Here is a 25,241-nt window from a genome sequence, read left to right on the forward strand (position 1 = left end):
AGTAAAACAAGGATATTTTGCAGATGCCCATAGATAACACACAGACTTATCCACAGATTCCGTGGATGTAATATCCCTTGAAGGGAAGTTGTGGACGTGGCAGCGCCAATGCAGAATCAAAGGTCCGGTTTTGAGTGAAGAGCAAACAGAACAACTGACAGGCTACGAGCGGATCGCGGCATACCTGAAACTGCTGGATTCATCGCCCGGCGTGTACCGGATGCTCGATGCCGAAAGCCGTGTTCTTTACGTCGGCAAGGCGCGGAACCTGCGCAACCGCGTGTCCAATTATTCGCGTCCAGGTAATCACTCGGCCCGTATCGCGCGGATGATTTCCGAGACGGCATCCATGATGTTTCTCACCACGCGGACGGAAACCGAAGCGCTACTGCTCGAACAGAACCTCATCAAGCAGCTCAAGCCGCGCTACAACGTGCTGCTACGCGACGATAAGTCGTTTCCAAATGTGCTGGTGACCGACCACCCCTATCCGATGGTCAAAAAGCATCGTGGTGCGAAAAAGGAGAAGGGCGAATACTTCGGCCCCTTCGCCAGTGCGGGTGCAGTGAACCGGACGCTCAGCCAGCTTCAGCGCGTGTTCTTGCTGCGGAACTGTACGGACAGCGTGTTCGAAGCGCGCACCCGTCCTTGTCTTCAGTACCAGATCAAGCGCTGCACTGCGCCGTGTGTCGGCTACATCAGCGAGGCGGACTACGCCAAGTCGGTGAAGGACGCGGCCAATTTCCTATCCGGCAAGACCAAGGAAATTCAGGAGTCGCTGGCCGAGCAGATGATGGACGCGTCCGAAGCGATGGAGTTCGAACGCGCCGCTGCGATGCGTGACCGCATCAAAGCACTGACGCAGGTCCAGACCGCGCAAGGCATCAACCCGCGCACAGTGGCCGAGGCCGACGTTATCGGCCTGCACATCGAAAACGGTCAGGCTTGCGTGCAGGTGTTCTTTGTCCGCGCGAACCAGAACTGGGGCAACCACGATTTCTACCCGCGCATCAGCGGCGAAGAAGACGCGTCCGAAGTTATGGAGGCCTTTGTCGGCCAGTTTTATTCCGACCGTGAACCGCCCCGTCAGATCATCCTGTCGCATGGGCTCGATAACCCCGACCTGATGGCAGAGGCGCTGTGCGAGAAGGCAAAGCGCAAGGTCGAGGTCGTCGTGCCCCAGCGCGGGGAGAAGGCGGAACTGGTGGAAGGCGCGCTCCGCAACGCCAAGGAATCGCTCGCCCGCCGCATGTCGGAAAGCGCCACGCAGGCTAAACTGCTGCGCGGTATCGCGGAAGCTTTCGACCTTGATGAGGCCCCGCAGCGGATCGAAGTTTACGATAACTCGCACATCCAAGGCACCAACGCTGTCGGCGCGATGATCGTCGCCGGTGCCGAGGGGCTGATGAAATCGCAGTACCGCAAATTCAACATCAAGGGCGATGCGCTGACGCCGGGCGATGACTTCGGCATGATGAAGGAAGTGCTAACACGCCGCTTTAGCCGCCTGCTGAAAGAAGATCCCGAGCGGACGTCCGGCACATGGCCTGACCTGCTGCTGATCGACGGCGGTGCGGGGCAGGTCTCTGCCGTTCAGGAGATCCTCGACGAGCTTGGCGTCGAGGGCGTCGATATGGTCGGCGTCGCGAAGGGTGAATTCCGCGACCACGGTAAGGAAGAGTTCTACCGGACCGGCGAGAAGCCGTTCGCCCTGCAACGCAACGACCCTGTTCTCTATTTCATTCAGCGTCTCAGGGACGAAGCCCACCGCTTTGCCATCGGCACGCACCGCGCCAAACGGGCCAAAAGCTTTGTTGCGAACCCGCTGGACGAGATTGCTGGCATCGGTCCGACGCGCAAACGCGCTCTGCTCGCCCACTTTGGTAGTGCAAAGGCTGTGAGCCGTGCCAATCTTGCCGACCTGAAAGCGGTTGATGGCATCTCTGCCGCGATGGCAGAAACGATTTACGGGCATTTCCACGAGGGGCGCTAGATTACAGTGCAGCAACTTGTGGCGCTGCCACAGGCAAGGCGCTAAAGGTTTCATTATGACTTGGACATTACCGAATATTCTCACTGTATTGCGCCTGATCGCAGCCCCCGGCGTTGCGATCATGTTCCTGTATTTCGCTCGCCCGCTCGCGGACTGGTTCGCGCTCGTGCTATTTGTCGTGGCGGCTGTGACCGACTTCTTTGACGGTTATCTGGCGCGCGCATGGAAGCAGGAAAGCAAGATCGGCGCGATGCTTGATCCGATTGCCGACAAGGCGATGGTTGTGATCGCGCTGATGGTCATCACCGGCTTTTCCGGCATGGACCCGTGGTTCCTTCTGCCCGCGACGGTCATCATGTTCCGCGAAGTTTTTGTCTCCGGCCTGCGGGAATACCTCGGTGATACTGCGGGTCTGTTAAAGGTGACCAATTTGGCAAAGTGGAAGACCACCGCGCAGATGTTCGCCATCGCGATCCTCTTTTCGACCGGCGCCCTGCGCTATCACGCGATCAAGGCCCCGGCTTTCGAGACCTACGCCAGCGCATCGTGGTGGATCGGTGTCGTGCTGCTTTGGATCGCCGCTGCGCTCACTTTTGTGACCGGAATGGACTATTTCCGCAAAGCCATGCCGTATCTAAAGTGACCCCATGATTGATGTTCTTTACTTCGCATGGGTCCGTGAACGCATCGGTCTGCCGAAAGAGCAGGTCGAGACGTCGGCGGCAACTGTAGCCGAGCTGGTCGATGAACTCCGCCAGCGCGAAGAGCGCTATGCGCTGGCGTTTTCGGACCTTCGCGCACTACGCGTTGCGATCGACCAGGAACTGACCGAATTCGACGCCCCGCTGGCCGGCGCTAGGGAAGTCGCGTTCTTTCCGCCGATGACAGGTGGCTGATGACCGTCCGCGTTCAATCCGATGAATTCGACGCTGGTGCTGAACTGAACGCCTTCACCGGCGAGGTCGCAGGCGCTGGCGCGATTGTCAGTTTCACGGGCGTTGTTCGCGACGTGGATGGCGGTCTCACCGCGATGGAGATCGAGCACTATCCGGCAATGACCGAACGCGCGATCGCCAAGATCGTCGAGGAAGCGCAGAGCCGCTGGAGCCTCGCTGGTGCGCTGGTCATTCACCGCTACGGCCGTCTCGAGACCGGTGCGCAGATCATGATGGTCGCAACTGCCTCGCGCCATCGCGTTGATGCGTTTCAGGCTGCCGAGTTCCTGATGGATTACCTTAAATCCCGCGCGCCGTTCTGGAAGAAAGAGCTGACGAAGGACGGCGAGGCATGGGTCGAGGCCCGCGACGAAGACGAAGACGCGCTGGGCCGCTGGTAAACTACTTCGCATTTTAGGCACCCCGCCGATTTTTACCGACTGTTAGGCTGCCGCCCTCATCCTGCCCTCGATCCAGAGGACCCAGTGATGTCATTCCAAAGCCGCCAGCCCCAAAACCCACTCGAATACGTCAAGGCAGAGTGGGAGCGGGATATCCCGTCGATGGTTCGTTCCGCATTGGCGGAGAACAGGGCGCAGCTCGCGTTCCAGCGGATCGTGCCCGCGCACAACACAGGCGTAACCGCCTTCTTCGAAGGGCTCATCCGGATCAAAGACGGGCACGGCCACATGATCCCCGCGCGCCACTTCATGACCGACATTGAAGAAACCGCGCTCGGGAGGGACATCGACTGCGCATCCCTTCGCCTTGGGATCGAAATGCTCAGGCAGAACCCGACAACGCAAATCGCCATCAACATGTCGGCCCGTTCGCTGGCTGACGGCAAATGGCGCAATATCCTGATCCACGGGTTGCAAAACTACAAAGTCGGTCGCCGCCTGATTCTCGAGATCAGTGAGAGTTCCGCCATGTCGCTGCACGAAAACGTTGTTCGTTTCATCGAGGAGTGTCGGCCATATGGGGTCTGCTTTTCGCTCGACGATTTCGGTGCCGGGGAGATTGCGTTCCGCAGGCTCAAGGATTTCCATTTCGATATGGTGAAGATCGATAAATGCTTCATCCGCGACGTACATAATTCCGCCGACAATCAATCGTTTGTCAAAGCGCTGGTTTCGGTGGCGCACCAGTTCGATATGGTGGCAGTTGCCGAAGGTGTTGAGAGCAAAAATGAAGCGCAGTTTCTACAATCTGTTGGCGTAGACTGCCTGCAAGGGTATCTCTTTGGTGTACCGCGGCTGAAGCTCTGACAGTCGACTTGCGGCGCAAAGCTGCGGTGCAGCGAAATTTTGTTGCTTACTCGACCGCCGAACTTTAACACTTCGGACGAGCGGAGGAGGAGCCGCCGGCTGGCGCTCCGCCCCAGACCGTTAAAAGAGAGGAATTCCCATGACCAACGTCGTTATCGCCTCGGCTGCCCGTACGCCCGTCGGCAGCTTTCTTGGTTCGTTTGCGAACACCCCCGCCCATGATCTGGGTAAGGCCGTTATCGAAGCCGTCGTCGCACGCGCCGGTATCGAAAAGGCCGACGTCAGCGAAACGATCCTCGGTCAGGTTCTGACCGCAGGTCAGGGTCAGAACCCCGCCCGTCAGGCCCACATCAACGCCGGTCTTCCAATCGAGAGCGCGGCTTGGGGTATCAACCAAGTGTGTGGTTCGGGCCTTCGCGCCGTTGCGCTTGGTGCACAGCACATCCAGCTCGGCGATGCAGAGATCGTTGTCGCTGGCGGTCAGGAAAACATGTCGATGTCGACCCACTGCCAGAACCTGCGTTCGGGCCAGAAGATGGGCGACATGAAGCTGATCGACACCATGATCAAGGACGGCCTCTGGGACGCGTTCAACGGCTACCACATGGGTCAGACCGCAGAGAACGTCGCCGCCAAGTGGGAAATCAGCCGCGAGATGCAGGACGCATTCGCCGTTGCTTCGCAGAACAAAGCCGAAGCCGCGCAGAAGGCAGGCAAGTTTGTCGACGAAATCGCGCCTTTCACCATCGTAACCCGCAAGGGCGAGATCGTCGTCGACGCTGACGAATATATCCGTCATGGCGCAAGCATCGAGTCGATGCAGAAACTGCGTCCGGCCTTCACTAAGGACGGCACTGTCACTGCTGCGAACGCTTCGGGCCTGAACGACGGTGCGGCTGCAACCCTGCTGATGTCGGCCGACAACGCTGAAAAGCGCGGCATCGAGCCGCTCGCCCGCATCGTGTCTTACGCAACCGCCGGCCTCGACCCGACCATCATGGGCTGCGGCCCGATCCCCGCATCGCGCAAGGCGCTGGCCAAGGCTGGCTGGACCGTCGACGACCTGGACCTGGTCGAAGCCAACGAAGCCTTTGCCGCTCAGGCTTGTGCCGTCAATAAAGAGATGGGCTGGAACCCTGACATCGTCAACGTCAACGGCGGTGCCATCGCGATCGGTCACCCGATCGGCGCTTCGGGCTGCCGTGTTCTCAATACGCTGCTTTTTGAACTGAAACGCCGCGGCGGTAAGCGTGGACTTGCTACTCTTTGCATTGGTGGCGGTATGGGCGTTGCTATGTGTGTTGAACGGCTGTAACAAATTCGTTCTACTAAATGTTGAAAGGGGCTCGGACTTCCGAGCCCCTTTTTGATGCGGCATTGCGGCGCAATATTATTGCTAAAGGGTGTGGTATCGAGTAACAAGATTGCGAATTGATGGAAGGAGATATCTATGTCGCGCGTTGCATTGGTCACTGGTGGTTCCCGCGGAATCGGCGCAGCAATTTCGAAAGCACTGAAAGAGGCAGGTTACAGCGTTGCGGCGAATTACGCCGGTAACGACACCGCAGCAGCTGCATTCACCGAAGAAACCGGAATTCCGACCTACAAGTGGTCGGTCGCAGATTACGACGCTTGCGCTGAGGGTATCGCCAAGGTCGAAGCTGATCTGGGTCCGGTCGATGTGCTCGTGAACAACGCCGGTATTACCCGCGATGCGATGTTCCACAAGATGACCCGTGAGCAGTGGCAGGAAGTCATGGACACCAACCTGACCGGCCTGTTCAACATGACCCATCCTGTCTGGCCGGGAATGCGCAACCGCAAGTTTGGCCGCGTGATCAACATCTCGTCGATCAACGGTCAGAAGGGCCAAGCCGGTCAGGCGAACTACTCGTCTGCAAAGGCGGGCGACCTCGGCTTTACCAAGTCGCTGGCTCAGGAAGGTGCTCGCGCCGGTATCACAGTGAACGCGATTTGCCCGGGCTACATCGGTACCGAGATGGTTCGCGCGATTGACGAAAAGGTTCTGAACGAACGCATCATCCCGCAGATCCCCGTTGGTCGCCTTGGCGAGCCGGAAGAAATCGCGCGCTGCGTGGTGTTCCTTGCTGACGACAATGCCGGTTTTATCACCGGTTCGACGATCTCGGCTAACGGCGCGCAGTTCTTCGTCTAATCACTTGAGTATCCGCCGCTTTTAGGCACATTGGGCCGGTCAACTGACCGGCCCTTTTTCATGTCAAAGCGCACCTACACATCCATCGGCTTCATCGCGGTCCTGTTATGGGCGCTGCTCGCATTGTTCACGGTCGGCTCGTCGCCCGTTCCGCCAATCCAGCTCAACGCCATGACATTCGCGGTCGGCGGTCTCATCGGCGTGGTCTGGCTGCTCGCAACAGGATCGGTCGGGCAACTGAAGTCGGTGCCGCTGCACGTCTACGTCATCGGAACCTTCGGTCTTGCGGGCTACCATTTCCTATATTTCTCGGCCCTACGCATGGCACCTGCGGCGGAGGCAGGGCTGATCGCATACCTCTGGCCGCTCCTAATCGTATTGTTTTCGGGCATGTTGCCTGGGGAAAAACTGCGCCCGATGCACGTCCTTGGCGCGGTCATGGGGTTCGCAGGGGCGGCGACGATCATCGTGAGCGGCGCGACGTCTTTTGATAGCGCGGCACTTCCCGGATACGGGCTCGCTTTCATCGCGGCGCTGTTCTGGTCGGGCTATTCGGTGATCTCGCGCAGCTTCGGCAAAGTCCCCACGGCATCTGTCGTCGTCTTCTGCCTCGCGACCTCGATCCTGTCGGTGCCGCTGCACCTCTTGGTGGAGCAAACCATCTGGCCTGCCGATACGATCACTTGGGCGTCGATCGCGTTGCTTGGCATTGGCCCTGTGGGAATCGCATTCTTCGTCTGGGATGTGGGCGTCAAAAAAGGCGACATCCAACTGCTTGGTGTCGCCTCCTACGCTGCGCCGGTCCTTTCGACGGCTGTACTGATTCTGGCTGGGATAGCGGCCCCCTCGTGGACCCTTCTGGTTGCTGCGATTCTCATCACGTCGGGGGCCGCGCTGGCGGCAAGGGCCAGCACTACTTGAGGTCAGTGGGCGCCGAGGCGCGAAATTTCCTGTTTCAGGACAAGTTTTTGCTTTTTCATTCGACTTATTTCGAGAGCATCAACAGCCGGATTGCGTTGTGCATCCTCGACAGCTTGCGAGAGAGTCTGGTGCTTTTTTCGCAGTTCGGCGATGTGCGAAGTCAGGCTCATAGTCTTCTCCTCTGAATGAATATGACAGAGGTAGTGCACCACAGTTTTACAAATCTGTCACGAAAAACCGTACCTCTCGCAATATTCGGCAATTTTTGACCGATGCGGAGAAACTATCTTAAATTGTAACGGGAAGTGTGCCGGAAAACCGTAGGATTTCCGTTGCCATATTATTATAGTCGTCACGATCACTGCTGTGTTCAAGGCCGTCGTGCATAATGAATGGCGGGGACAGGCGGAATGCCGCACGGCCGTTCTTACGTGCCTGAAGAATGAACAGAGACGGCTCACGATTGAGGCGTGCGGCAATCGGGCGGACCACAAGCGAGCCAAGGCATTGATGCGCAGCGGCGAGCGACTCAGGCAGGCGGTCAATCCTTTGGATCATGGTCAGGTAACCTTTGGGCGCGAGCCGTTTGGCGCCGATGGTGATCCAGTCGGCTAGCGGCGTATCACCGCCACGCCCTGTATCCCGCCCATCGTCGAGCGCTTTTGACGAGGCGCTACGATCATAATAAGGCGGGTTCATAATGACATGGTCGAACTGCCGGTTGCGGATATCGGCAGGCAGGGCGCGGAGGTCAGCGTTGATGACCTCGAACGCAGTGTCATTCTTTGCCGCGTTCTTTTCGGCCAACTCTGCATATTCTGCCTGCAACTCGACACCGGTGAGTGAGAGCCCCTCAACCCGCGCGCCGAGGCACAGCGATGCCGGACCGGAGCCGCAACCGAACTCCAGCACGCGCTGGCCCGCTACAGCCGGAACGGCAGCCGCGAGAAGCACCGGATCAACACCTGCACGATACCCGTGTTTCGGCTGGTACAAACGTACGCGGCCGCCGAGGAAATCGTCACAAGTCAGTTGATCGTCGGCAAAACTCACAAACCCGGTTCCACCTCATTGTCGCGAAGAATGGCAGTTGCGATGAAATGATCGGCATCTGCCACCATCAAGCGGCGCGGCAATATGCCGACACCTCCATCGAGGACGCTCATATTTACGTCGAACTCGAAGCAAGTTATATCCTCGCCGGCGAGGAGCATTTTTGCATAAGCGATGACCGTCGGGTCCGTGGTGCGAAGAAGCTCTTTCATATCCAACAGGTAAGGCCGTTCCGCGTCTTTGCCAATAGACTCAACGGAGCCCGGCATGAGCCTTGATGTGACCGCGACCAAACCGCACGAGCGTCTCGCAAAGGCACTTTCCGCAGAGATGGACGCGGTCAATGTGATGATCCGCGACCGCATGTCCTCGGAACACGCGCCGCGCATTCCCGAAGTGACCGCTCACCTGATCGAAGCAGGCGGCAAGCGCCTCCGTCCGATGCTGACGCTCGCTGCGGCGAAGCTGTGCGGCTACGAGGGGCCTTACCACGTCCACCTCGCGACGACGGTGGAGTTCATCCACACCGCCACGCTGCTGCACGACGATGTTGTCGACGAAAGCGAACAGCGCCGTGGCCGCCCGACTGCCAACCTGCTCTGGGACAACCAATCGTCGGTTCTGGTGGGTGACTACCTGTTCTCCCGCTCGTTCCAGATCATGGTCGAAACCGGTTCGATCCGCGTGCTCGGCATTCTCGCCGATGCGTCCGCGACGATTGCAGAAGGCGAAGTCCTCCAGCTGACCGCTGCGCGCGACCTCAGCACTTCGGAAGACACCTACCTGAAGGTGATCCGCGGCAAGACCGCCGCGCTATTCTCTGCCGCGACTCAAGTCGGCGGCGTGATTGCGGGCGTCGACGAGAAGATCGAGAACGCACTTTATGCCTACGGTGATGCGCTTGGTATCGCGTTCCAGATGGTCGACGATCTGCTCGACTACGGCGGCACCGAGGCGATCGGCAAGAACATCGGTGACGATTTCCGCGAACGCAAACTGTCGCTGCCGCTCATCAAAGCTGTCGCGAAGTCCGACGCCGAAGAAATGGCGTTCTGGACCCGCGCGATTGCTAAAGGCAAGCAGCAGGACGAAGACCTGCAAACCGCGCTCGACATCATGCGCAAGCATGGCGCGCTTGACGCAGTGCGTGATGAGGCACTGGCGTGGGTGGAAAAGGCCAAGAGCCATTTGTCCGACCTGCCGGAGCACGAGATCCGCGATATGCTCTCGGATCTAGCAGACTACGTGGTCGCGCGGATTAGCTAAGCAGCGGGGTGGGAACGACCCACCAGCTTTGTTCCCTGATCTGGATGGCGCGCGCGACCTGACGCGCGACGCCCATGTCCTTGACCAGTGCGACACAAGTCGCGCCCGATCCCGACATGCCTGCCCACTGCACGGTAAGTTGCTGGTTCAGCATCTTCAGCGCGTGCGTAATCTCTGGCGCGACCTTTTCGGCAGGTGCTTGCAGGTCGTTGCGCTGACCTTTCAGCCATTCGAGAAACTCGGGCAACAGATACGTATCCGGCATGTCGGCCATCGGCGCGTTGCTCCGCTGCTCCAGTCCGGCAAAGGCTTGCGGGGTCGGCACTTCGACGCCCGGATTGACCAGCACCATCGCGGCGCGGGGCAGTTTGGGGCCCTCGTGCAAGTCCTCACCAATGCCGCGCATGCGGATCGGCTTGGGAGCACGGGCACAAACCGGTACGTCAGCACCGAGAGCCAAGACGGCGGGGTGATCGGGGCCCAGCGGCTCTACGTCCCAAAGCTCCGCCAGCAGTTTCAGCGTAGCCGCAGCGTCAGACGAGCCGCCGCCGATGCCTGCCGCGTGGGGCAGGTTCTTTTCAAGATGCAGGTGCGCACCCATCTTGACGCCGCGAACCTCGCGGAGAGTCTCGGCAGCCTTCATCATCAGGTTGCTGCTGTCGGTCGGAACGCCAACCGCGAACGGGCCGGAGACCGTCAGACGCATGTCCACGGCGCGGGTCGCGGTGATGTTGTCACCGACCTCGGCGAACACAACGAGCGAATCGAGTTCATGATAGCCGTCGTCGCGCTGCCCCGTCACATGGAGGGTCAGGTTGATTTTGGCGGGGGCGGTTGTCTTAATTGTTGTCACGATTGCCATGAAGCGGCGCTGCGCCTTCCTGTTCGAGCACGACATCAAGGCCAAGCTCCAACTTCAGGCGGATACGCTCTGCTTCCTCTTCTTCAGGGCTGAAAGATAGGGCGCGCTGCCACTGGAAACGGGCTTCGACCTTGCGGCCAATAGCCCAGAGCGCGTCGCCAAGGTGATCGGTCACAACCGGATCGGTCGCTTCGAGTTCGGTCGCACGTTCGAGATACTGCGCAGCCTCCTCGTATTGGCCGAGGCGGAACAGCGCCCAACCAAGGCTGTCGATTATCGCGCCGTTCGACGGCTGCATCGCCGCTGCGCGTTCGATCAGATCGAGCGCTTCGTCCAGCTTCATGCCTTTTTCAACCAGCGAATAGCCGAGGTAATTCAGCAGCGAAGGCTGGTTCGGATCTTGCGCCAGAGCCGTGCGGAAATCGGCCTCGGCTTCGTCCCACTTGTCCTGCCGCTCCAGCACGATACCGCGTGCGAAATAGACGAACCAAAGGTTCAGAGGCGTCTCGCCGTAGAGGTCGAGCGCTTTGGTGTAGGCAGCTTCCGCTTCGGCGTATTGACCGCCGGCGCGCAAGTAGTCGCCAAGGATCGTCGCTGGGTAGGGCTCTTCGGGGAAATGACGCGACAGTGCTTGAAGCACCTCGATTGCGGTCTCAAGCCGACCCGCAGCACGCAGCGACTCCGCGCGGCCCAGTTCGGCAGTCATGAAGTCTGCGCTTTGCGCGGGCACTTCGCTATAGACCTGCGTCGCAATCGCGTGCTGGCCCATCGATTCAAACAGACGCGCGGTGAGCAGGATGGCTTCAGTATTGCCTGGTGCCAGCTCTTGCGCCGCACGCGAATAGATCAGCGTGAGGGTCGGGCTGCCTTGATCTTCGATCAGGTAGCCGATCGTCAGAAACACTTCGGACATCGCATCTTCGGGCGAGGTCACGCGGTCGAACGTCAGGGTCTCGCCTGCGTTCAGGCGGCTGAGAAGCGACTGCACCTCGGCGTCGATCTGCGCGGGGTCCCAGCTGCGCAGCATGGCCACCGCCTCATCGTCGCGTCCGAGTTGGCTCAGGATCTGGGCGCGTGCCAGAACCGCGCTGCCGTTGCGCATGATGTCGGCGTTCGCTTCGTCGGACAGGACGGCCTCGGCGCCTTCGAAGTCGCCGACCATCGCGAGGGCCATAGCCTTCTGGTAGTTGCCGAAGCTGCCAAGGCTGCCGTCTTTCGACATCTCGTCGAACAGGGCGATTGCGTCGGTCATCTGGCCACGATCAACGGCCGCCCACGCCTCCAGCGCACCGTCGAGAAGCGGGCTGAGCGTCATGCCGTCGTTGAGTGCCGCAGTGATCTTTTCCCACTCGCCGTTCTTGATGGCGTTGACCACGAATACGACGGTCGAAATCTGGCTCGGATCGTTCTCGCCGATCATCCTGTCTGCGAGCGGAGCCGCTGCATCCCACTGGCCCGCACCGACGAGGCTCGCCAAGGCGTTTTCCATCAGGGCGATGTTGTCGGGGTCAGTTTCCAGCGTCCGCTGGTAGAACTCCGCCGCGCTGACGAAGTCGCCGTTCAGGCCCGCTTCGCGTGCTGCGAGGTAAGCGCCCGCGTTTACTTCCAGCCCTTCGAGAGGCTCGCCCGATTGCGCGGACACAAGACCCGGAGTGAGAAGGGCAAGGGCGCTGACCAGAGCTGAGGTGCGGAGATACTGGAAGTTCAATGCATTGATCCGAATGTGGGTTTTGTCCGCACCCTAGTAAAAGGACCCGCCGCCTGCAATCAGACGACGGGTCCTCTACGCGGTTTCCCGCAATCGTGAAGGCGGAGACCCGCCTTACATGTTCGGATAGTTCGGGCCGTCGCCACCCTGCGGGACAGTCCAGTTGATATTCTGGCTCGGGTCCTTGATGTCGCAGGTCTTGCAGTGGACGCAGTTCTGGAAGTTGATCTGGAACTTTGGTCCGTTCTCGCCCTCGAGCACTTCGTACACGCCTGCCGGACAGTAACGCTGCGCCGGTTCGTTGAACTTCGGCAGGTTCACGTCGATCGGAACCGACGGGTCCTTGAGTTTGAGGTGGCAGGGCTGCGATTCTTCGTGGTTGGTGAAGCTGTAAGACACGTTGGTCAGGCGGTCGAACGACAGCTTGCCGTCGGGCTTGGGGTAGTCGATCGGCTTGTGCTTGCTGGCTTCTTCGGTGCTGGCCGCGTCGGTCTTGCCGTGGCGCAGGGTGCCGAAGAACGATTTGCCGAACAGGTTGTTGGTCCACATATCCAGACCGCCGAGGCCCAGACCGCCGATAAGGCCGTACTTCGACCACATCGGTTTGACGTTGCGCACAGGCTTGAGGTCCTGACCGATGACGCCTTCACGGATGCGGGTGTCGTAGTCCTGAAGCACGTCGCCCGAACGGCCAGACTGGATCGCAGCGAACGCGCTTTCCGCCGCTTCGATGCCCGAGTGCATGGCGTTGTGGTTGCCCTTGATGCGCGGGACGTTGACGAGGCCCGCCGAGCAACCGAGCAGCGCACCACCGGGGAATGCGGTTTGCGGGATCGACTGGAAGCCGCCTTCGGAGATCGCGCGCGCGCCGTAAGCCACGCGCTTACCGCCCTTGAGCAGGTCAGCGATCATCGGGTGATGCTTGAAGCGCTGGAATTCCATGTACGGATACAGGTGAGGGTTCTTGTAGTTCAGGTGAACCACGAAACCGACAAACACCTGATTGTTGTCGAGGTGGTAGATGAACGCGCCACCGCCGGCCTGCTTGCCCAGCGGCCAACCCATGGTGTGGGTGACAGTGCCTTCTTTGTGCTTCTCGGGATCGATTTCCCAGATTTCTTTCATGCCGAGGCCGAACTTCTGCGGGCAGTGGCCCTTGGACAGTTCGTACTTCGCCATGACCTCTTTCGACAGCGAACCGCGGACGCCTTCCGACAGGAACACGTACTTGCCGTGCAGCTCCATGCCCGGCTCGGTGTCGGGACCGTAAGAGCCGTCGGCTTCGAGGCCGAAGACACCGGCGACGACGCCTTTGACTTCGCCGTTTTCGCCGTAGACCAGTTCGGACACCGACATGCCCGGGAAGATCTCGACGCCGAGCTCTTCGGCCTGTTCTGCCATCCAGCGGCAGACGTTTGCCATCGAGACGATGTACTTGCCGTGGTTGTTCATCAGCGGGGGCATCACGAAGTTCGGAATGCGGGTGCCGCCACCTTCGCCGAGCATGTAGAAGTTATCTTCCTTCACCTCGGTGGTGATCGGCGCGCCCATCGACTTCCATTCCGGAAGCAAGCGATCAAGGCCGCTGGTGTCCAGCACGGCACCCGACAGGATGTGCGCGCCAACTTCCGAGCCTTTTTCAAGCACAACGACATTCAGGTCAGCGTCGAGTTGCTTCAGACGGATCGCCGCCGAAAGCCCCGCAGGGCCGGCACCGACGATAACAACGTCGTATTCCATTGTTTCGCGTTCGATGTCGGTCATGTCCGTTCCCTTTATTCGCGTCTGGCCATTTGTTTGTAACAATCTTGCGTTCGGAGTTATTACATGACGAACGTTCAAGCAATCACGACACGGCGTAATATCGCTGCAATGCGACATAGGCACAGTTCACTTGAGCGCGACGTACGGTTTTCTGCCAAAACTTTAGTCGCCCCCTTTAACCGATCCAAACCACTGTACATTTGGGGGCTATTGACTTTTTATTCCCCGAATACGTTATGACGCGGACTACACAAGAAAAACGACGGAGGTCCCAATGGAAAAGATCCCGCTGACTCGGGCCGGTTTCGACAAGATCGATGCAGAGCTGAAAAACCTGAAATCCGTCGAGCGCCCTGCGATCATTCAGGCGATTGCCGAAGCTCGCGCGCTCGGTGACCTTTCGGAAAACGCCGAATATCACTCGGCCAAGGAAAAGCAGTCGTTCATCGAGGGCCGCATCAAGGAACTCGAAGGCGTGCTTTCGCTGGCAGAGGTCATCGACCCCAAGAAGCTGAACGGCACCATCAAATTCGGCGCGACCGTCGAACTGGTCGACGAAGACACCGATGAAGAGAAGACCTACCAGATCGTTGGCGAATACGAAGCCGACATCGAAAACGGTCGTCTGAACATCAAGTCGCCACTCGCTCGCGCTCTGATCGGTAAGGACGAAGGCGATAGCGTCGAAGTCCGTACGCCGGGCGGTGAACGCAGCTACGAGATCCTCAAAGTCTCCTTCATCTAAGGTCCGCCTGCGCGGAGGGTGCGATGCTATCCGACAAAGATCATTCGCTCCCTGTCGCGGGCGAGTCCCCCACCACTTCCGGCGCCGAACGCTTTGCCATAGCGATCGGCGCTTTGTGGTTCATCGGCGCCGGCGCGTATCTGGTGTTCGGTCCCGATACTGCCGAAGGCTTTGATCGCGCTGAGTTTTTGCTGACTGCGGTCACGCTGCTCACCCCACTTGCTGCGCTCTTTGTCGGCCTCGCCTCCGCGCGTTCGGCCCGCATTTACCGTTTCGAAGTTGCGGCCCTTCGCCAGTCGATCGAAGGATTGCGCAAAGAGGTCGCCGCCGACAGCGACGCCCGCGCGAAGATCAAACAGCCCGACATCGAGAAGAAACTCGACGCGCTCATGAAGGCCACGCAGAAGACCGAAGAGACGGTTCGCGCGACCTTCACTTCGGCCCGTGCGTCGGGGGCTCCAATTCTGCCGCTGGCCAAGGGCGGTCCCGAGGAAGCACAGCCGCTGCTCGCGCTGGGTACGCCGGTCGACGATCTGCACCCGCCGATTTCGAACAAAGACCTCATTCGCGCATTGAACTTCCCCGAGAGTGATTCCGACAAAGAGGGCATCGCCGCCATGCGTGCCGCGCTGAAGGACCGTCAGGCCCGTCAGGTCGTCCACGCGAGCCAGGATATCCTGACGCTTCTGTCGCACGACGGTATCTACATGGACGACATGCGTCCCGACCGCGCACGGCCCGAACTGTGGCGCCGTTTTGCCAAGGGTGAGCGCGGAAAGACCATCGCCGCGCTGGGCGGTATCCGTGACCGCTCGTCACTCGCTCTGACGTCGGCCCGTATGCGTAACGATGCGATCTTCCGTGATACAGCACATCACTTCCTGCGCCGCTTCGACCAGCTTCTGCAAAGTTTCGAAGAAACCGCGACCGATCAGGAAATCGCGTCACTCACCGAAACACGCACAGCAAGGGCGTTCATGCTGCTTGGCCGCGTCTCGGGGTCGTTCGACTGATTTGTGCGCTGACGCGGGGTTGCCAATGGCTGCGCGTCGGGCAAATGTCTGCCGGAACTTCGAACCAGCAGGCATTCCATGACATCCCCGATCCGCGCGGCCTACTTCGAAGGATTTCGAAGCGGCATCCCGTTCTTCCTCGTCATCATCCCGTTCGGGATGCTCTTTGGCGTCGTCGCATTGGATGCGGGCATGGCGCTCGGGCAGGCGATGGCGATGACGATGCTGGTGATTGCAGGCGCGTCGCAGTTCGCGGCGCTGCACATGATGGCAGATAACGCAGGCGTTGCGCTGGTCGTTTCGGCTGCGCTAGCGGTGAACCTGCGCATGGCAATGTATTCGGCAGCGCTGGTTCCGCACCTTGGCGCTGCGCCGCTGTGGCAGCGAGCGCTGGTGTCCTACGGCAACTTCGACCAGACCTACGCCGTATCGATCGCGAAATACGAAGAACGCCCCGACTGGACGCCGCGTGAAAAGTCCGCGTTTTTCCTCGGCGTGGCCACTCCGATCATTCCCGCGTGGGGCGCGGCCTCGCTGGTCGGTGCGTTGATCGGCTCGGGCATACCGGCCGACTGGGGCCTCGATTTCATGTTGCCGATCACCTTTATTTCGCTGATCGGCCCGATGCTACGGACGTTGCCGCAGGTGCTAACCGCGCTGGCATCGGTGATCTTCGGCCTCATCTTCAGCGGCCTTCCGTCGGGCACGGGGCTGCTTCTCGCAGGCATCATCGCGATGTTTGTCGGCGCACTCAGTGAAATGGCGATGGAGCGCCGCGCAGCATGATGAACGATCCCGCAAAAATCTGGCTGATCATCGCGCTTCTCGGCGTCGGCACCTACCTCATCCGCTTTTCGTTCCTCGGCCTCATCGGTGATCGCCCGATCCCGCCGTTCATCACGCGTCTGCTCCGCTTTACCCCTGTTGCGATCCTGCCGGCTATGGTGGCGCCGCTCGTCATCTGGCCGTCGGCTACAGGCGGGCAAACCGAGCCGGTCCGCCTGATCGCGGCACTGGTCACGGTCGTTGTGGGTCTCACAACGCGCAAAGTGATCCTGTCACTGGTGGTCGGTGCTGTGGTGTTCGAGCTCGGGCTCCACCTGCTTTAACGCTGGGGATTAACCACGATTTCGTTCAGGACGCCGCTGTTGTTGTCCGAGTCGCTCTCGCGATATTCGCGGGTGCGCACGCCCGGCACTTCGGCAAACTGCGCTGCAAGCTTTTCGGGGAACATCACGGGGCGGATGAACTCGAAACCCGGAAGCTGCTGAAGAATGCGACCGGTCGCGGTCGAACACTGCGTCTTCGGCACTGCGCCGTAGGCGTATGCCAACTGGAGCGCCTGTTCGGCGACTTCGAGCGGCACGTCGACTTCTTGGATCTCGGTGTAGAACGTCTCGCGCGAATGGTACGAGATGTAATACTGCTCGATCTGGGGCGTAACGCCGATGATGACGTCGTTCCGCTCGGGGATCGAGGGATGCTTGAACGAGCCCGCAGGGTCCCAGATGACCCGTTCGCGCGCGTTGATCATCAGCGCGGAGTGGGCACCTTTGCCGGAGCCCACATTGCGCATCGTCAGTAGCGTGAGGCGGGGCGGACCGTTGTGACGGTAGCGCATACGCTGCACAAGATCGTCCGGTGCCCAGACAGGTTCAGCCGCGCAAGCAGCCAGCGCCAGCGGCGCACCAAGTACGAAAAAGCGTCTGCGCATTGAGGCGCCCCCTGCCTCTGAAAGGATCAGCCGTTAACCAGCGTCAGCACGATCAGCGCGACGATGATCACAATGCCGGTGCGGGTCGCGAATTTGACGAAACCGTTGTAGGTTTTTTCCTGAGCGCTGTAGTCCATGGTGCCATGTTCGTGTTCGGCCATGATCGGATTCCTATCCCTGAATTCTGTTCGCTTGCGGTCAATAGACGATTCAATTGAACCTGTCATCCCGTACGATTGCCGCATCAGCTGCTTGTTGTGATTGATTTCATCAACTCGAACCCGATACGCGTCGGCTCTTCTTTTTCACTTTGTTTCGGCATGGCTTTGAGCATCATGCTTAGCTGACTGACGTGCTGGACAAGCTGCGTGCGCGCGCCGTCCGAAGTCTCGCCGTAGAAGGTCAGGATGTCAGGGTCGAAATAGCCCATGCCCTCGATCCGTAGCACGCCCGCGTCCGATCCGGCAAAGCCCATCGCGATCTCTTGGTCGGCGTTCAGCGTTTCTTCGAATTTCTTGATGTAGAGCGCGAGGCGTTCGTAGGCCCAGCGGGCAGGGCTCTTGGCCTCGCCTTGGCCCATGTTGGCAGGCACATCGGCGGTGGTGACCGATTTGGTCTCGCGCGCGTGCACTTCGTAGAGGGTCGGCAGAAACGCGTTCTCGGCAATTTCGGCAGAGGTGTCGATATCGGTCATGGGATCATTCATGCGCTGAACGATAGCGCGCGGAATGGCGAAGGCTAGACGGCACTCCACCACCAGACGCCGTTGTCATCCATTTGGCGCGTCGCGCGGCCCTGATACAGCAGGTGGTTTAAGTGGGCGACCGCCTCGACAAAGGCCAGCCCGTAGGTTTCCGGCCCGATAGTGCGTTTGAACAGCGGCGCGAAGCAGTCACCACCTTTGCGCGGCTCTGCGAGGTGTTTGACCAGCCGGTCGAGCGCGCTGTGATGGTTTTCCTCCATCTGGATGAGGCGCAGCGGCAGACCCGTATAGGGCAGCTTATGCCCGCCGAGGATCAACTGCGTGTCGGTCGCAAACTGGCCGAGCCGTTCACAGCTTTCGATCCATTCAGCCAGCGGATCGGCATCGGGTTCGGTCGGGTAGACCCCGATGTTCGGACTGATCGACGGCAAGAGCTGGTCGCCGCCAATGACGAGGTTGTCGTCACGGCTCCAGAACGTCGCGTGCTCCGGCGCGTGGCCGTTCCCCATGCGGATGTCCCACGTCCGGCCACCCATCGTGATCGTATCGCCTTCGGACAGGCGGGTGAACCCAAGGGGCAGCGGTGTGACGGCATCGGCAAAGTTGAAGGGCCGCTCTGCCGAGCGTTTCGCCAACACCTCTTCGTCCATACCGTTACGCTTGTAGAAATCCAGCGTGCGGGCAGGATAGGTGGGCTGCTCGTCCAGTGTCAGCATCCGCGCGGTGAGCCATGCGATGCGCGGCATCGCGAGCTCCGCGCCATTCTCCACAAACCAGCCAGCCAGACCCACGTGGTCGGGATGGTGGTGGGTGACAACGAGCCGATGCACGGGCTTCCCGCTCAGCGGGCCGCTCAGGATCTTGTCCCAAATGCCCCGCGTTTTGCGCGTATCGAGGCCGGTGTCGATCACCGTCCACCCGTCCCCATCATCGAGCGCGTAGACGTTCACATGGTCCAGCGCCATCGGCAGCGGAATCCGGAACCACAGAACGCCCTCGGCAACTTCGATGCATTCGCCCGAAGCTGGCGGCTCTTCGTGAGGATAACGGATCGGGGCGTGATCGCGCATCAAACGGCCAGATCGTCCGGCGTGATCGCCATCAGATCCGAAGCGCCTTCGCGAACATGGGCAAAGAGGCCGACGTGCTCGGGGAGCATCCGATTGATGTAGAACGACGCCAGACGCTTGCGCGCATCGTCGCCGGCCAGCGCGGCGGTCAGGTGGTAGTGGCCACCCAGAACGCGGGCGAAACCCTTGAGGAACGGCACGGCAACCGCAAAGCGCTCGGTGACGTCCTGCGCGACGAGCCACTCGATGGTCTCGCGTAGATCCTCGGCGGATTGCCAGACAGCTTCTGCCAGTTCGGGCATCTCGGTCTTGGCCTTGTCCGCACCTGCTTCGATTTCGTCGAGCAGACGGAACGCAGCCTCGCCGCCGTCCATCATCTTACGGGCTACGAGGTCCATTGCCTGAATGCCGTTGGTGCCTTCGTAGATCGCGGTGACGCGGACATCGCGGAGGTACTGCGCGGCGCCGGTCTCTTCGATAAAGCCCATGCCGCCGTGCACCTGAATGCCCGTGGTGGCGACTTCGATGCCGGTGTCGGTGCCGAACGCTTTGGCAATCGGGGTGAGCAGCGCGGCGCGTGCTTTCCATTTGTCGCTGCCGGTTGCGTTGCCCATGTCGATCGCAACGCCGCAAGCCAGAGCAATCGAGCGGGCCACAAAGATATCGGCCTTCATGGTCGCCAACATGCGCCGCACATCCGCATGTTCGATGATCGTGCCGGTGCCGCCAACGCGGCCCTGCTTGCGCTCCATCGCGTAGGCATAGGCGGCCTGATACGCGCCTTCAGCCGCACCGATGCCTTGGGTGCCGACGCCGAGGCGGGCGTTGTTCATCATTGTGAACATCGCGGCCATACCGCCATGCTCAGGCCCGACGAGCCAGCCGGTCGCACCCTCATAGCTCATGACGGCAGTCGGCGAGCCGTGGAGGCCGAGCTTGTGCTCGAGGCTCACCACGCGCAGCGAATTACGCTCGCCCAGCGTGCCGTCCTCGTTCGGAATGAACTTCGGGACCATGAACAGGCTAATGCCCTTCGTCCCCGGAACGCCATCAGGCAGACGGGCGAGGACGAGGTGGCAGATGTTTTCCGCAAAATCGTTGTCGGCCCAAGTGATGTAGATTTTTTGTCCCGTGATCGCGAAACTACCGTCGCCGTTCGGCTCTGCCTTGGTCGAAAGCGCACCGACGTCCGAACCGGCCTGCGGTTCGGTCAGGTTCATGGTGCCGGTCCATTCGCCCGAAATCAGTTTCGGCAGATAGGTCGCTTTGATCTCTTCGCTGGCGTGCGCCTCAATCGCTTCGATCTGCCCTTGGCTCATCAGTGGGTTCAGTTGCAGCGCGAGGCAGGCGCCCGACATCATGTCGTTGACGGCGGTCGCGATGGTCAGCGGAAGGCCCATGCCGCCCTCTTCTTCGGATGCGCAAATGCCGATCCAACCGCCTTCGGCGATGGCCTGATAACCCTGCGCGAAACCGGGCGACGTGCGGACATTGCCGTTCTCCAGCTTGGCAGGGTACAGATCGCCGCTGCGGTTCAGCGGAGCGATCTCGTTGTCGCAGAGCTTTCCGGCCTCATCCAGAATCGCATCCACCGTGTCCTTCGTCGCTTCGGCAAAGGCTTCGGTCTCGCTGACCTTGCTGTAGTCCACGACGTTTTCGAGGATGAAACGGAAATCGGCGACGGGGCTACGATATGGCATGGCGGACGGTCCTGATGGGGTGACGCCACGGGGCAGCGTCACGTCTATTTCACTTTTCGCCGCGACAGGGTATCCAAGCCCCCTGACCTCGCAACTGAAACGCCACGTCATGAATTCGATCAATACGCGCGTCCTATCACCACACTCCGAAGGTATTAGTGAGGCTGCCCGCATCCTTGCAGGTGGCGGGCTCGTGTCTTTCCCAACAGAGACGGTCTACGGCCTGTTCGCCAATGCGACGGACGATACCGCCGTTGCGCGGATCTACGAGGCCAAGGGGCGTCCGGCTTTCAATCCGTTGATCGTCCATGTGCCGGACATTGAAGCGGCCAAGAAATACGTCGAATTGAATGATGATGCCGAGCGTCTGGCAGCGGCCTTCTGGCCAGGAGCCATCACGCTGGTGCTGCCGCTAAAGGCCGACGCGGGCATTTCAAAGCTGGTGACGGCTGGCCTGTCGACTTTGGCGGTGCGGGTCCCTCATGGAGACGCCGCGCAAGCTGTCTTGCGTGAAAGTGGATTGCCGCTGTCAGGCCCGTCCGCGAATCCGTCGGGCCGTGTCAGTCCGACATCTGCGCAGCATGTCATCTCTGGTCTGTCGGGCCGTATCGAAGCGGTTGTGGACGGCGGCACCTGCGCAGTCGGCGTCGAATCAACGATCATCGGGTGCGTGGGCGAGCCGACCTTGCTCCGCGCTGGCGGAACACCTGTCGAAGTGATCGAGGACTGCCTTGGCCGCAAGTTGGGCGTTGCGGGCGAAGCAATCGTAGCGCCGGGACAATTGGCGTCACACTACGCGCCGCAGGGTGCCGTGCGGCTCAACGCGACCGATAAACGCGACGGCGAAACGCTGCTTGGCTTCGGGGAGGTTGTCGATGCCGACCTGAACCTGTCACCTTCGGGTGATCCGGTTGAGGCCGCGGCAAACCTCTTCGCCTGCCTGCATCAGCTGGACGCGATGAACGCTCAGAACATCGCGGTCTCGCCCATTCCCGAAATGGGTTTGGGGCAAGCGATTAACGACCGTCTGCGCCGCGCCGCTGCGCCGCGCTAATCAGTCCTGTTCGTGGCGCTGACGTAGCTCTGCCGCTTCCTGACGCGCATCGCGAAGGCCTTCCATTGCAGCGCGAAGCTCGGCCTCGGTCTGCGCCAGTTGGTTCGTCATGTCCGCTTCACGCTGCTGCATGTAGGTGATCGCCTGATCGCGGGTCTCCTCGGCTTCGTGCAGGGCCTGCGCCATGCGATCGAGTTCGCCGATGTCCGCGCGAGTCACGCGGGTGAAGCGGTTGACCAGCCAGCTTGCGAACCAGCCAAGAGCGAATGCCACGAAAAGGATGATGGCGGTTGCGAGAATGAGTTCTGTTCTGTTCACAGCGATCGTCCTTATTCGGCAGCCGCTTCGGGCTCGGCTGGTGTTTCTTCGGCGGTTGCGTCCGCGTCTTCTTCGGCAGTGGCTTCACCGTCTTCGGCGGCCTCATCCTCGGTCACAAGACGGAACTCGATGCGGCGGTTCGCCTCGCGGCCTTCTTCGGTGCCGTTGTCGGCAATCGGATCGGCCTCGCCGTAACCGATTGCATTGAAGCTGGAGGTCGGCACGCGGCGGGCACGCAGGGCGGACAGAACCGCTTCGGCGCGTTCCTGCGACAGAGCGAGGTTCATCTCTTCGCGGCCCTGGCTATCGGTATAACCCGCGATTTCGATGCTAAGGTCGATACACTGGCTGAGGATCTCGGCGATGTCGTTCATCGTCGCGCCAGCTTCGGCGGTCAGCGTGGCCGAACCCGGATCAAAGGTGATCTTACGATTCGCGGTTACGATGTTGATCTGCGACACGCACTGTTCCGGCGAGGGGCCCGCGACGACCAGATCGAGCTCCGGCAGATATTCGACGTTGATGCTGAAATCCGCGTCCGGTCCGAGCTTGTTCACAAGAAGGCCGGAGATGTCGGCGGATGCCTCTTCGTTGCCAGTGGTGCCTGACACGACGATGCTATCAGGCTCCACGGTCAGCGAACCTTCTTTCAGGCGAGAGAGAGCTTCGAGACCAGCCAGAATGCGGACCTGCCAGTCGGTCGGCAGGTTTTCGTCGGTGAGCGTACCCATCTCGACCTCGCTACCGGGGAAACGGGCTTGCGCGAAGTTCTCGACAAGCGTCGTCGTAAGATCGTTCGGGAGGCGTCCGGTCAGTGTCACACCGTCATCGTCGGTCAGCGCGGCAATGAACTGCGGCGGACCGGTCTCGGATTCGACTTCCGGCTCTGGCAGCGTGGCGCTGAGCGCGAATACTTCGGGAAGACGGTTTTCGAGGCGGCCAACGACTTCATCGAAAGTGTCCTGCGGGGTGTCGATCAGCGCTTCGATGGTCACATCGGCATCGCTCACCGTCAGGGTGCCGCCGCCGAGAGACGCAATCGCCTCGATCGACTGGGATACAACGTTGCCCCACTGGCGCGATGGGGAGCCGAGGCCGAGCGTACAGCCGCTGCGACCTTCGAAACCGGCGTTGGCTGCGGCTTGCAGGATTATGTCCTGCGCTTCGGCGGTGTCAGCGGTGCACGCTTCAAAGCGGGCGCCATTGGTGTCGAGGATAAAGCGGGTGATAAACGGGCTGACGACGGGGCGCGGCGCTGTGATATTCAGCTGCATCGCGACGCCTTCGGGCTTCATCGCACGAATCCGGCGTTCCAGTTGGGCACGTTGTTCAGGGCTGTCAGAGCTAGCTGTGATCTGGACCAGACCAGCCGATACCGAGATTTTCGAGCGGGGAAGGATATCCATCGCGCGGACGCCAAAGTGCATCGACGCGCGCCAACTGGACGGAACGGGGTAGTCCGCGGTTTCCAGCAGGTCGGTCACCGGATCACCTTCGGCCATGTCTTGCAGGTCGTCGGTCAGGCTTTCGCGATCGGTATCTGCGGGAATGAGGCCGATCAGGGATACGCCGCTTTCGTTGCGGAGCATCTCGATCGCAAAGTCAGGGGCTACGGCGCGGCTGGTGTCTTTGACGCTGGCGTTGTTGATCACGCGGCTCGCATCGACGACCCCGCCAGCAACAGTCACCGCGCGGAGGCGTGCGACTTCCGTCGGCGCTTCGCCCTCAATGACAATCTGGAGGCCGTCCGCAATCACGCGCGACCACGCCATGTTCGCGTCGATCAGCGCTTCCTGCACCGCCATGCCGGATCGTTTTTCAAGCAAACTGACAGAGGTGCTCGAGCCCACATAGGCGACGAGTGCCGCTGCGCCGAAAGTTGCGACGCGGATGAGAATAGAAGAAAGCCGCATGAATTGCCGTTCTTGAGTGTCCCGCAAGGTGTGTAGGACGCAACAGGCGGTAGTTCAATCAAATGAGCAGTGCGCAGGCGAAAAACAGCACAGGGATCAGTCCCGCATTCCGGTTCGAGCGGAAAAGCATGAGCAGACGGTCGTTATCTTCGGGAGCGAAGCGCGTGAGCTGCCACATCAGGTGCCACCCCAGCGCCCAAACGCCGCAAAGCGCGACCACCAGCGAAAGCGGGTTCCGGTCGAGCGTGGCCAGGATCGTCGCTGCCATCGCGAAGAGCACCGTAAGAACAAGGAAGCGGCGGAGCCACTGCGCGGACTGTTCGCCAAACAGGCGTGCCGTGGATTTCACGCCGATCAGCGCGTCGTCCTCGGTGTCTTGGTGCGCGTATATGGTGTCGTAGAATAGCGTCCACCAGATGCCCGCGAAGTAGAGGATCACGGGCGCCGCGCTCAGGCTGCCCGTATGCGCCGCCCATCCGACCAGAGCGCCCCAGTTGAACGCAATGCCGAGGAAGACCTGCGGCCACCATGTGAACCGCTTCGCAAACGGATAGATCGCCACGGGGCCGAGCGACAGGACGCCAAGCGCGATAGCGAACGGCGGGAAGGTCAGCAGGATACCGAGCGACACGAGCGACTGGATCGCCATCCACGCGGCCGCTTGCTTTGTCGTGACCTGCCCCGAGGGGATTGGTCGCGAACGGGTCCGCGCGACCTGCGCGTCGATCTTGCGGTCGGTGATGTCATTCCACGTACAACCCGCGCCGCGCATCAGGAACGCTCCGGCAGCGCAGCCGACAGCGATCCAGAGGTCATACCAGCTCGCCGTATTGGTGCTCAGCATGGCGAGCAGCAGGCTCCACCAGCATGGCAAAAGCAGCAGCCACGTCCCGATCGGGCGGTCGGCGCGGGACAGGCGCAGGTAAGGGCGGCTCCATGCCGGAGCGATGGTATCGACCCAGTTTCCCTTGACCGCATCCGCGACCGTGCCTTGCGGTGTTTGGCTCTGTTCCGACATCTGGATTGCCCCGTGACTGCGAAATTCGGTCCTATGTAGAGCAACCC

At 60.6% G+C, this 25,241-nt stretch carries 28 protein-coding genes; 14 read left to right on the top strand and 14 right to left on the bottom strand.

What is annotated here, in order from left to right:
* The first annotated feature begins 130 nt into the window (after positions 1 to 130).
* The 8 genes from uvrC (at position 131) to yddG (ending at position 7,293) form a co-directional block, all read left to right on the top strand.
* A complete protein-coding gene (gene uvrC / locus HCZ30_RS14015) occupies positions 131 to 1,993 on the top strand; it encodes an excinuclease ABC subunit UvrC (RefSeq protein ID WP_167638930.1) in 1,863 nt (620 codons plus the stop codon).
* A gap of 55 nt (positions 1,994 to 2,048) precedes the next feature.
* Positions 2,049 to 2,636, top strand: a complete 588-nt coding sequence (gene pgsA, locus HCZ30_RS14020) for a CDP-diacylglycerol--glycerol-3-phosphate 3-phosphatidyltransferase (RefSeq protein WP_167638931.1) — start codon at positions 2,049 to 2,051, stop codon at positions 2,634 to 2,636.
* Positions 2,637 to 2,640: 4 nt separating this feature from the next.
* Positions 2,641 to 2,889, top strand: a complete 249-nt coding sequence (gene moaD / locus HCZ30_RS14025; protein WP_167638932.1) for a molybdopterin converting factor subunit 1 — start codon at positions 2,641 to 2,643, stop codon at positions 2,887 to 2,889.
* The gene (locus tag HCZ30_RS14030; protein ID WP_167638933.1) at positions 2,889 to 3,329 is read left to right on the top strand and encodes a molybdenum cofactor biosynthesis protein MoaE; all 441 of its coding nucleotides are present in this window, start codon (positions 2,889 to 2,891) and stop codon (positions 3,327 to 3,329) included. The genes moaD and HCZ30_RS14030 overlap by 1 nt, the downstream gene beginning before the upstream one ends.
* A gap of 87 nt (positions 3,330 to 3,416) precedes the next feature.
* Complete coding sequence (locus HCZ30_RS14035) at positions 3,417 to 4,196, top strand: EAL domain-containing protein (RefSeq protein ID WP_167638934.1); 780 nt, start codon at positions 3,417 to 3,419, stop codon at positions 4,194 to 4,196.
* 139 nt (positions 4,197 to 4,335) lie between these two features.
* Entirely contained in the window at positions 4,336 to 5,511 is a 1,176-nt protein-coding gene (locus HCZ30_RS14040; RefSeq protein WP_167638935.1) for an acetyl-CoA C-acetyltransferase, read from the top strand.
* 135 nt (positions 5,512 to 5,646) lie between these two features.
* Positions 5,647 to 6,372 carry an acetoacetyl-CoA reductase gene (phbB, locus tag HCZ30_RS14045; RefSeq protein WP_167638936.1) on the top strand — a complete coding sequence of 242 codons (726 nt, stop codon included), beginning with the start codon at positions 5,647 to 5,649 and terminating at the stop codon, positions 6,370 to 6,372.
* Between the two features lie 60 nt (positions 6,373 to 6,432).
* Positions 6,433 to 7,293: an aromatic amino acid exporter YddG gene (gene yddG, locus HCZ30_RS14050; RefSeq protein ID WP_167638937.1), complete on the top strand. Its 861-nt coding sequence runs from the start codon at positions 6,433 to 6,435 to the stop codon at positions 7,291 to 7,293.
* A gap of 2 nt (positions 7,294 to 7,295) precedes the next feature.
* On the opposite strand, the gene HCZ30_RS14055 is transcribed toward yddG, so the two are convergent.
* The 3 genes from HCZ30_RS14055 to HCZ30_RS14065 all read right to left on the bottom strand — a co-directional run bounded on the left by HCZ30_RS14055 (position 7,296) and on the right by HCZ30_RS14065 (position 8,558).
* Positions 7,296 to 7,463, bottom strand: a complete 168-nt coding sequence (locus HCZ30_RS14055; RefSeq protein ID WP_167638938.1) for a YdcH family protein — start codon at positions 7,461 to 7,463, stop codon at positions 7,296 to 7,298.
* A 118-nt stretch (positions 7,464 to 7,581) separates the two neighbouring features.
* Complete coding sequence (locus HCZ30_RS14060; RefSeq protein ID WP_167638939.1) at positions 7,582 to 8,346, bottom strand: methyltransferase; 765 nt, start codon at positions 8,344 to 8,346, stop codon at positions 7,582 to 7,584.
* A complete protein-coding gene (locus HCZ30_RS14065; RefSeq protein ID WP_167639013.1) occupies positions 8,343 to 8,558 on the bottom strand; it encodes a DUF2007 domain-containing protein in 216 nt (71 codons plus the stop codon). Before HCZ30_RS14065 ends, HCZ30_RS14060 begins: the two co-directional genes overlap by 4 nt.
* Positions 8,559 to 8,613: 55 nt before the next feature.
* Here HCZ30_RS14065 and HCZ30_RS14070 point away from each other — a divergent pair, with 55 nt between their 5' ends.
* On the top strand, positions 8,614 to 9,612 hold the full coding sequence (locus HCZ30_RS14070) for a polyprenyl synthetase family protein (protein ID WP_167638940.1): 999 nt from the start codon (positions 8,614 to 8,616) through the stop codon (positions 9,610 to 9,612).
* On the opposite strand, the gene HCZ30_RS14075 is transcribed toward HCZ30_RS14070, so the two are convergent.
* The 3 genes from HCZ30_RS14075 to HCZ30_RS14085 form a co-directional block, all read right to left on the bottom strand.
* Positions 9,605 to 10,474 (bottom strand): 4-(cytidine 5'-diphospho)-2-C-methyl-D-erythritol kinase, encoded by an 870-nt coding sequence (locus HCZ30_RS14075; RefSeq protein ID WP_175581052.1) that lies wholly within the window; start codon positions 10,472 to 10,474, stop codon positions 9,605 to 9,607. The genes HCZ30_RS14070 and HCZ30_RS14075 overlap by 8 nt on opposite strands.
* Positions 10,452 to 12,182, bottom strand: coding sequence for a tetratricopeptide repeat protein (locus HCZ30_RS14080; protein ID WP_167638941.1), 1,731 nt, complete (start codon positions 12,180 to 12,182; stop codon positions 10,452 to 10,454). Before HCZ30_RS14080 ends, HCZ30_RS14075 begins: the two co-directional genes overlap by 23 nt.
* 114 nt (positions 12,183 to 12,296) lie before the next feature.
* Complete coding sequence (locus HCZ30_RS14085; RefSeq protein WP_167638942.1) at positions 12,297 to 13,946, bottom strand: electron transfer flavoprotein-ubiquinone oxidoreductase; 1,650 nt, start codon at positions 13,944 to 13,946, stop codon at positions 12,297 to 12,299.
* A gap of 274 nt (positions 13,947 to 14,220) precedes the next feature.
* On the opposite strand from HCZ30_RS14085, the gene greA reads away from it, so the two are divergent.
* The 4 genes from greA (at position 14,221) to HCZ30_RS14105 (ending at position 16,813) form a co-directional block, all read left to right on the top strand.
* Positions 14,221 to 14,691, top strand: a complete 471-nt coding sequence (greA, locus tag HCZ30_RS14090; RefSeq protein WP_167638943.1) for a transcription elongation factor GreA — start codon at positions 14,221 to 14,223, stop codon at positions 14,689 to 14,691.
* Positions 14,692 to 14,714: 23 nt separating this feature from the next.
* Positions 14,715 to 15,704 (top strand): hypothetical protein, encoded by a 990-nt coding sequence (locus HCZ30_RS14095; RefSeq protein WP_167638944.1) that lies wholly within the window; start codon positions 14,715 to 14,717, stop codon positions 15,702 to 15,704.
* Positions 15,705 to 15,782: 78 nt separating this feature from the next.
* Positions 15,783 to 16,490, top strand: a complete 708-nt coding sequence (locus HCZ30_RS14100; protein WP_167638945.1) for an AzlC family ABC transporter permease — start codon at positions 15,783 to 15,785, stop codon at positions 16,488 to 16,490.
* The gene (locus tag HCZ30_RS14105) at positions 16,487 to 16,813 is read left to right on the top strand and encodes an AzlD domain-containing protein (protein ID WP_167638946.1); all 327 of its coding nucleotides are present in this window, start codon (positions 16,487 to 16,489) and stop codon (positions 16,811 to 16,813) included. The genes HCZ30_RS14100 and HCZ30_RS14105 overlap by 4 nt, the downstream gene beginning before the upstream one ends.
* Here the strand turns inward: HCZ30_RS14105 and HCZ30_RS14110 are convergent.
* From HCZ30_RS14110 to HCZ30_RS14130, 5 genes are all read right to left on the bottom strand, one after another.
* Complete coding sequence (locus HCZ30_RS14110; protein WP_167638947.1) at positions 16,810 to 17,418, bottom strand: hypothetical protein; 609 nt, start codon at positions 17,416 to 17,418, stop codon at positions 16,810 to 16,812. The two genes, HCZ30_RS14105 and HCZ30_RS14110, sit on opposite strands and share 4 nt — an antisense overlap.
* A gap of 26 nt (positions 17,419 to 17,444) precedes the next feature.
* Positions 17,445 to 17,579 (bottom strand): aa3-type cytochrome c oxidase subunit IV, encoded by a 135-nt coding sequence (locus HCZ30_RS14115; protein WP_167638948.1) that lies wholly within the window; start codon positions 17,577 to 17,579, stop codon positions 17,445 to 17,447.
* Positions 17,580 to 17,662: 83 nt separating this feature from the next.
* Positions 17,663 to 18,112 carry a DUF6173 family protein gene (locus HCZ30_RS14120; protein ID WP_167638949.1) on the bottom strand — a complete coding sequence of 150 codons (450 nt, stop codon included), beginning with the start codon at positions 18,110 to 18,112 and terminating at the stop codon, positions 17,663 to 17,665.
* A gap of 44 nt (positions 18,113 to 18,156) precedes the next feature.
* Positions 18,157 to 19,191 (bottom strand): MBL fold metallo-hydrolase, encoded by a 1,035-nt coding sequence (locus HCZ30_RS14125; RefSeq protein ID WP_167638950.1) that lies wholly within the window; start codon positions 19,189 to 19,191, stop codon positions 18,157 to 18,159.
* Positions 19,191 to 20,891: an acyl-CoA dehydrogenase gene (locus HCZ30_RS14130; RefSeq protein ID WP_167638951.1), complete on the bottom strand. Its 1,701-nt coding sequence runs from the start codon at positions 20,889 to 20,891 to the stop codon at positions 19,191 to 19,193. Before HCZ30_RS14130 ends, HCZ30_RS14125 begins: the two co-directional genes overlap by 1 nt.
* Positions 20,892 to 21,000: 109 nt before the next feature.
* Between HCZ30_RS14130 and HCZ30_RS14135 the strand changes: the two genes are divergently transcribed.
* Positions 21,001 to 21,945: an L-threonylcarbamoyladenylate synthase gene (locus HCZ30_RS14135; RefSeq protein WP_167638952.1), complete on the top strand. Its 945-nt coding sequence runs from the start codon at positions 21,001 to 21,003 to the stop codon at positions 21,943 to 21,945.
* Here the strand turns inward: HCZ30_RS14135 and HCZ30_RS14140 are convergent, their stop codons facing one another.
* From HCZ30_RS14140 to ubiA, 3 genes are read right to left on the bottom strand one after another with little or no spacing between them, the layout of a single operon-like run.
* A complete protein-coding gene (locus tag HCZ30_RS14140) occupies positions 21,946 to 22,263 on the bottom strand; it encodes a hypothetical protein (protein WP_167638953.1) in 318 nt (105 codons plus the stop codon). It lies immediately after the preceding gene.
* An 11-nt stretch (positions 22,264 to 22,274) separates the two neighbouring features.
* Complete coding sequence (locus HCZ30_RS14145) at positions 22,275 to 24,176, bottom strand: OmpA family protein (protein WP_167638954.1); 1,902 nt, start codon at positions 24,174 to 24,176, stop codon at positions 22,275 to 22,277.
* Between the two features lie 58 nt (positions 24,177 to 24,234).
* Positions 24,235 to 25,194 (bottom strand): 4-hydroxybenzoate octaprenyltransferase, encoded by a 960-nt coding sequence (gene ubiA / locus HCZ30_RS14150; protein ID WP_167638955.1) that lies wholly within the window; start codon positions 25,192 to 25,194, stop codon positions 24,235 to 24,237.
* Between the last annotated feature and the right edge of the window lie 47 nt (positions 25,195 to 25,241).

The organism is Marivivens donghaensis (assembly GCF_011806565.1).
GTDB classification, from domain to species: Bacteria; Pseudomonadota; Alphaproteobacteria; order Rhodobacterales; family Rhodobacteraceae; genus Marivivens; species Marivivens donghaensis_A.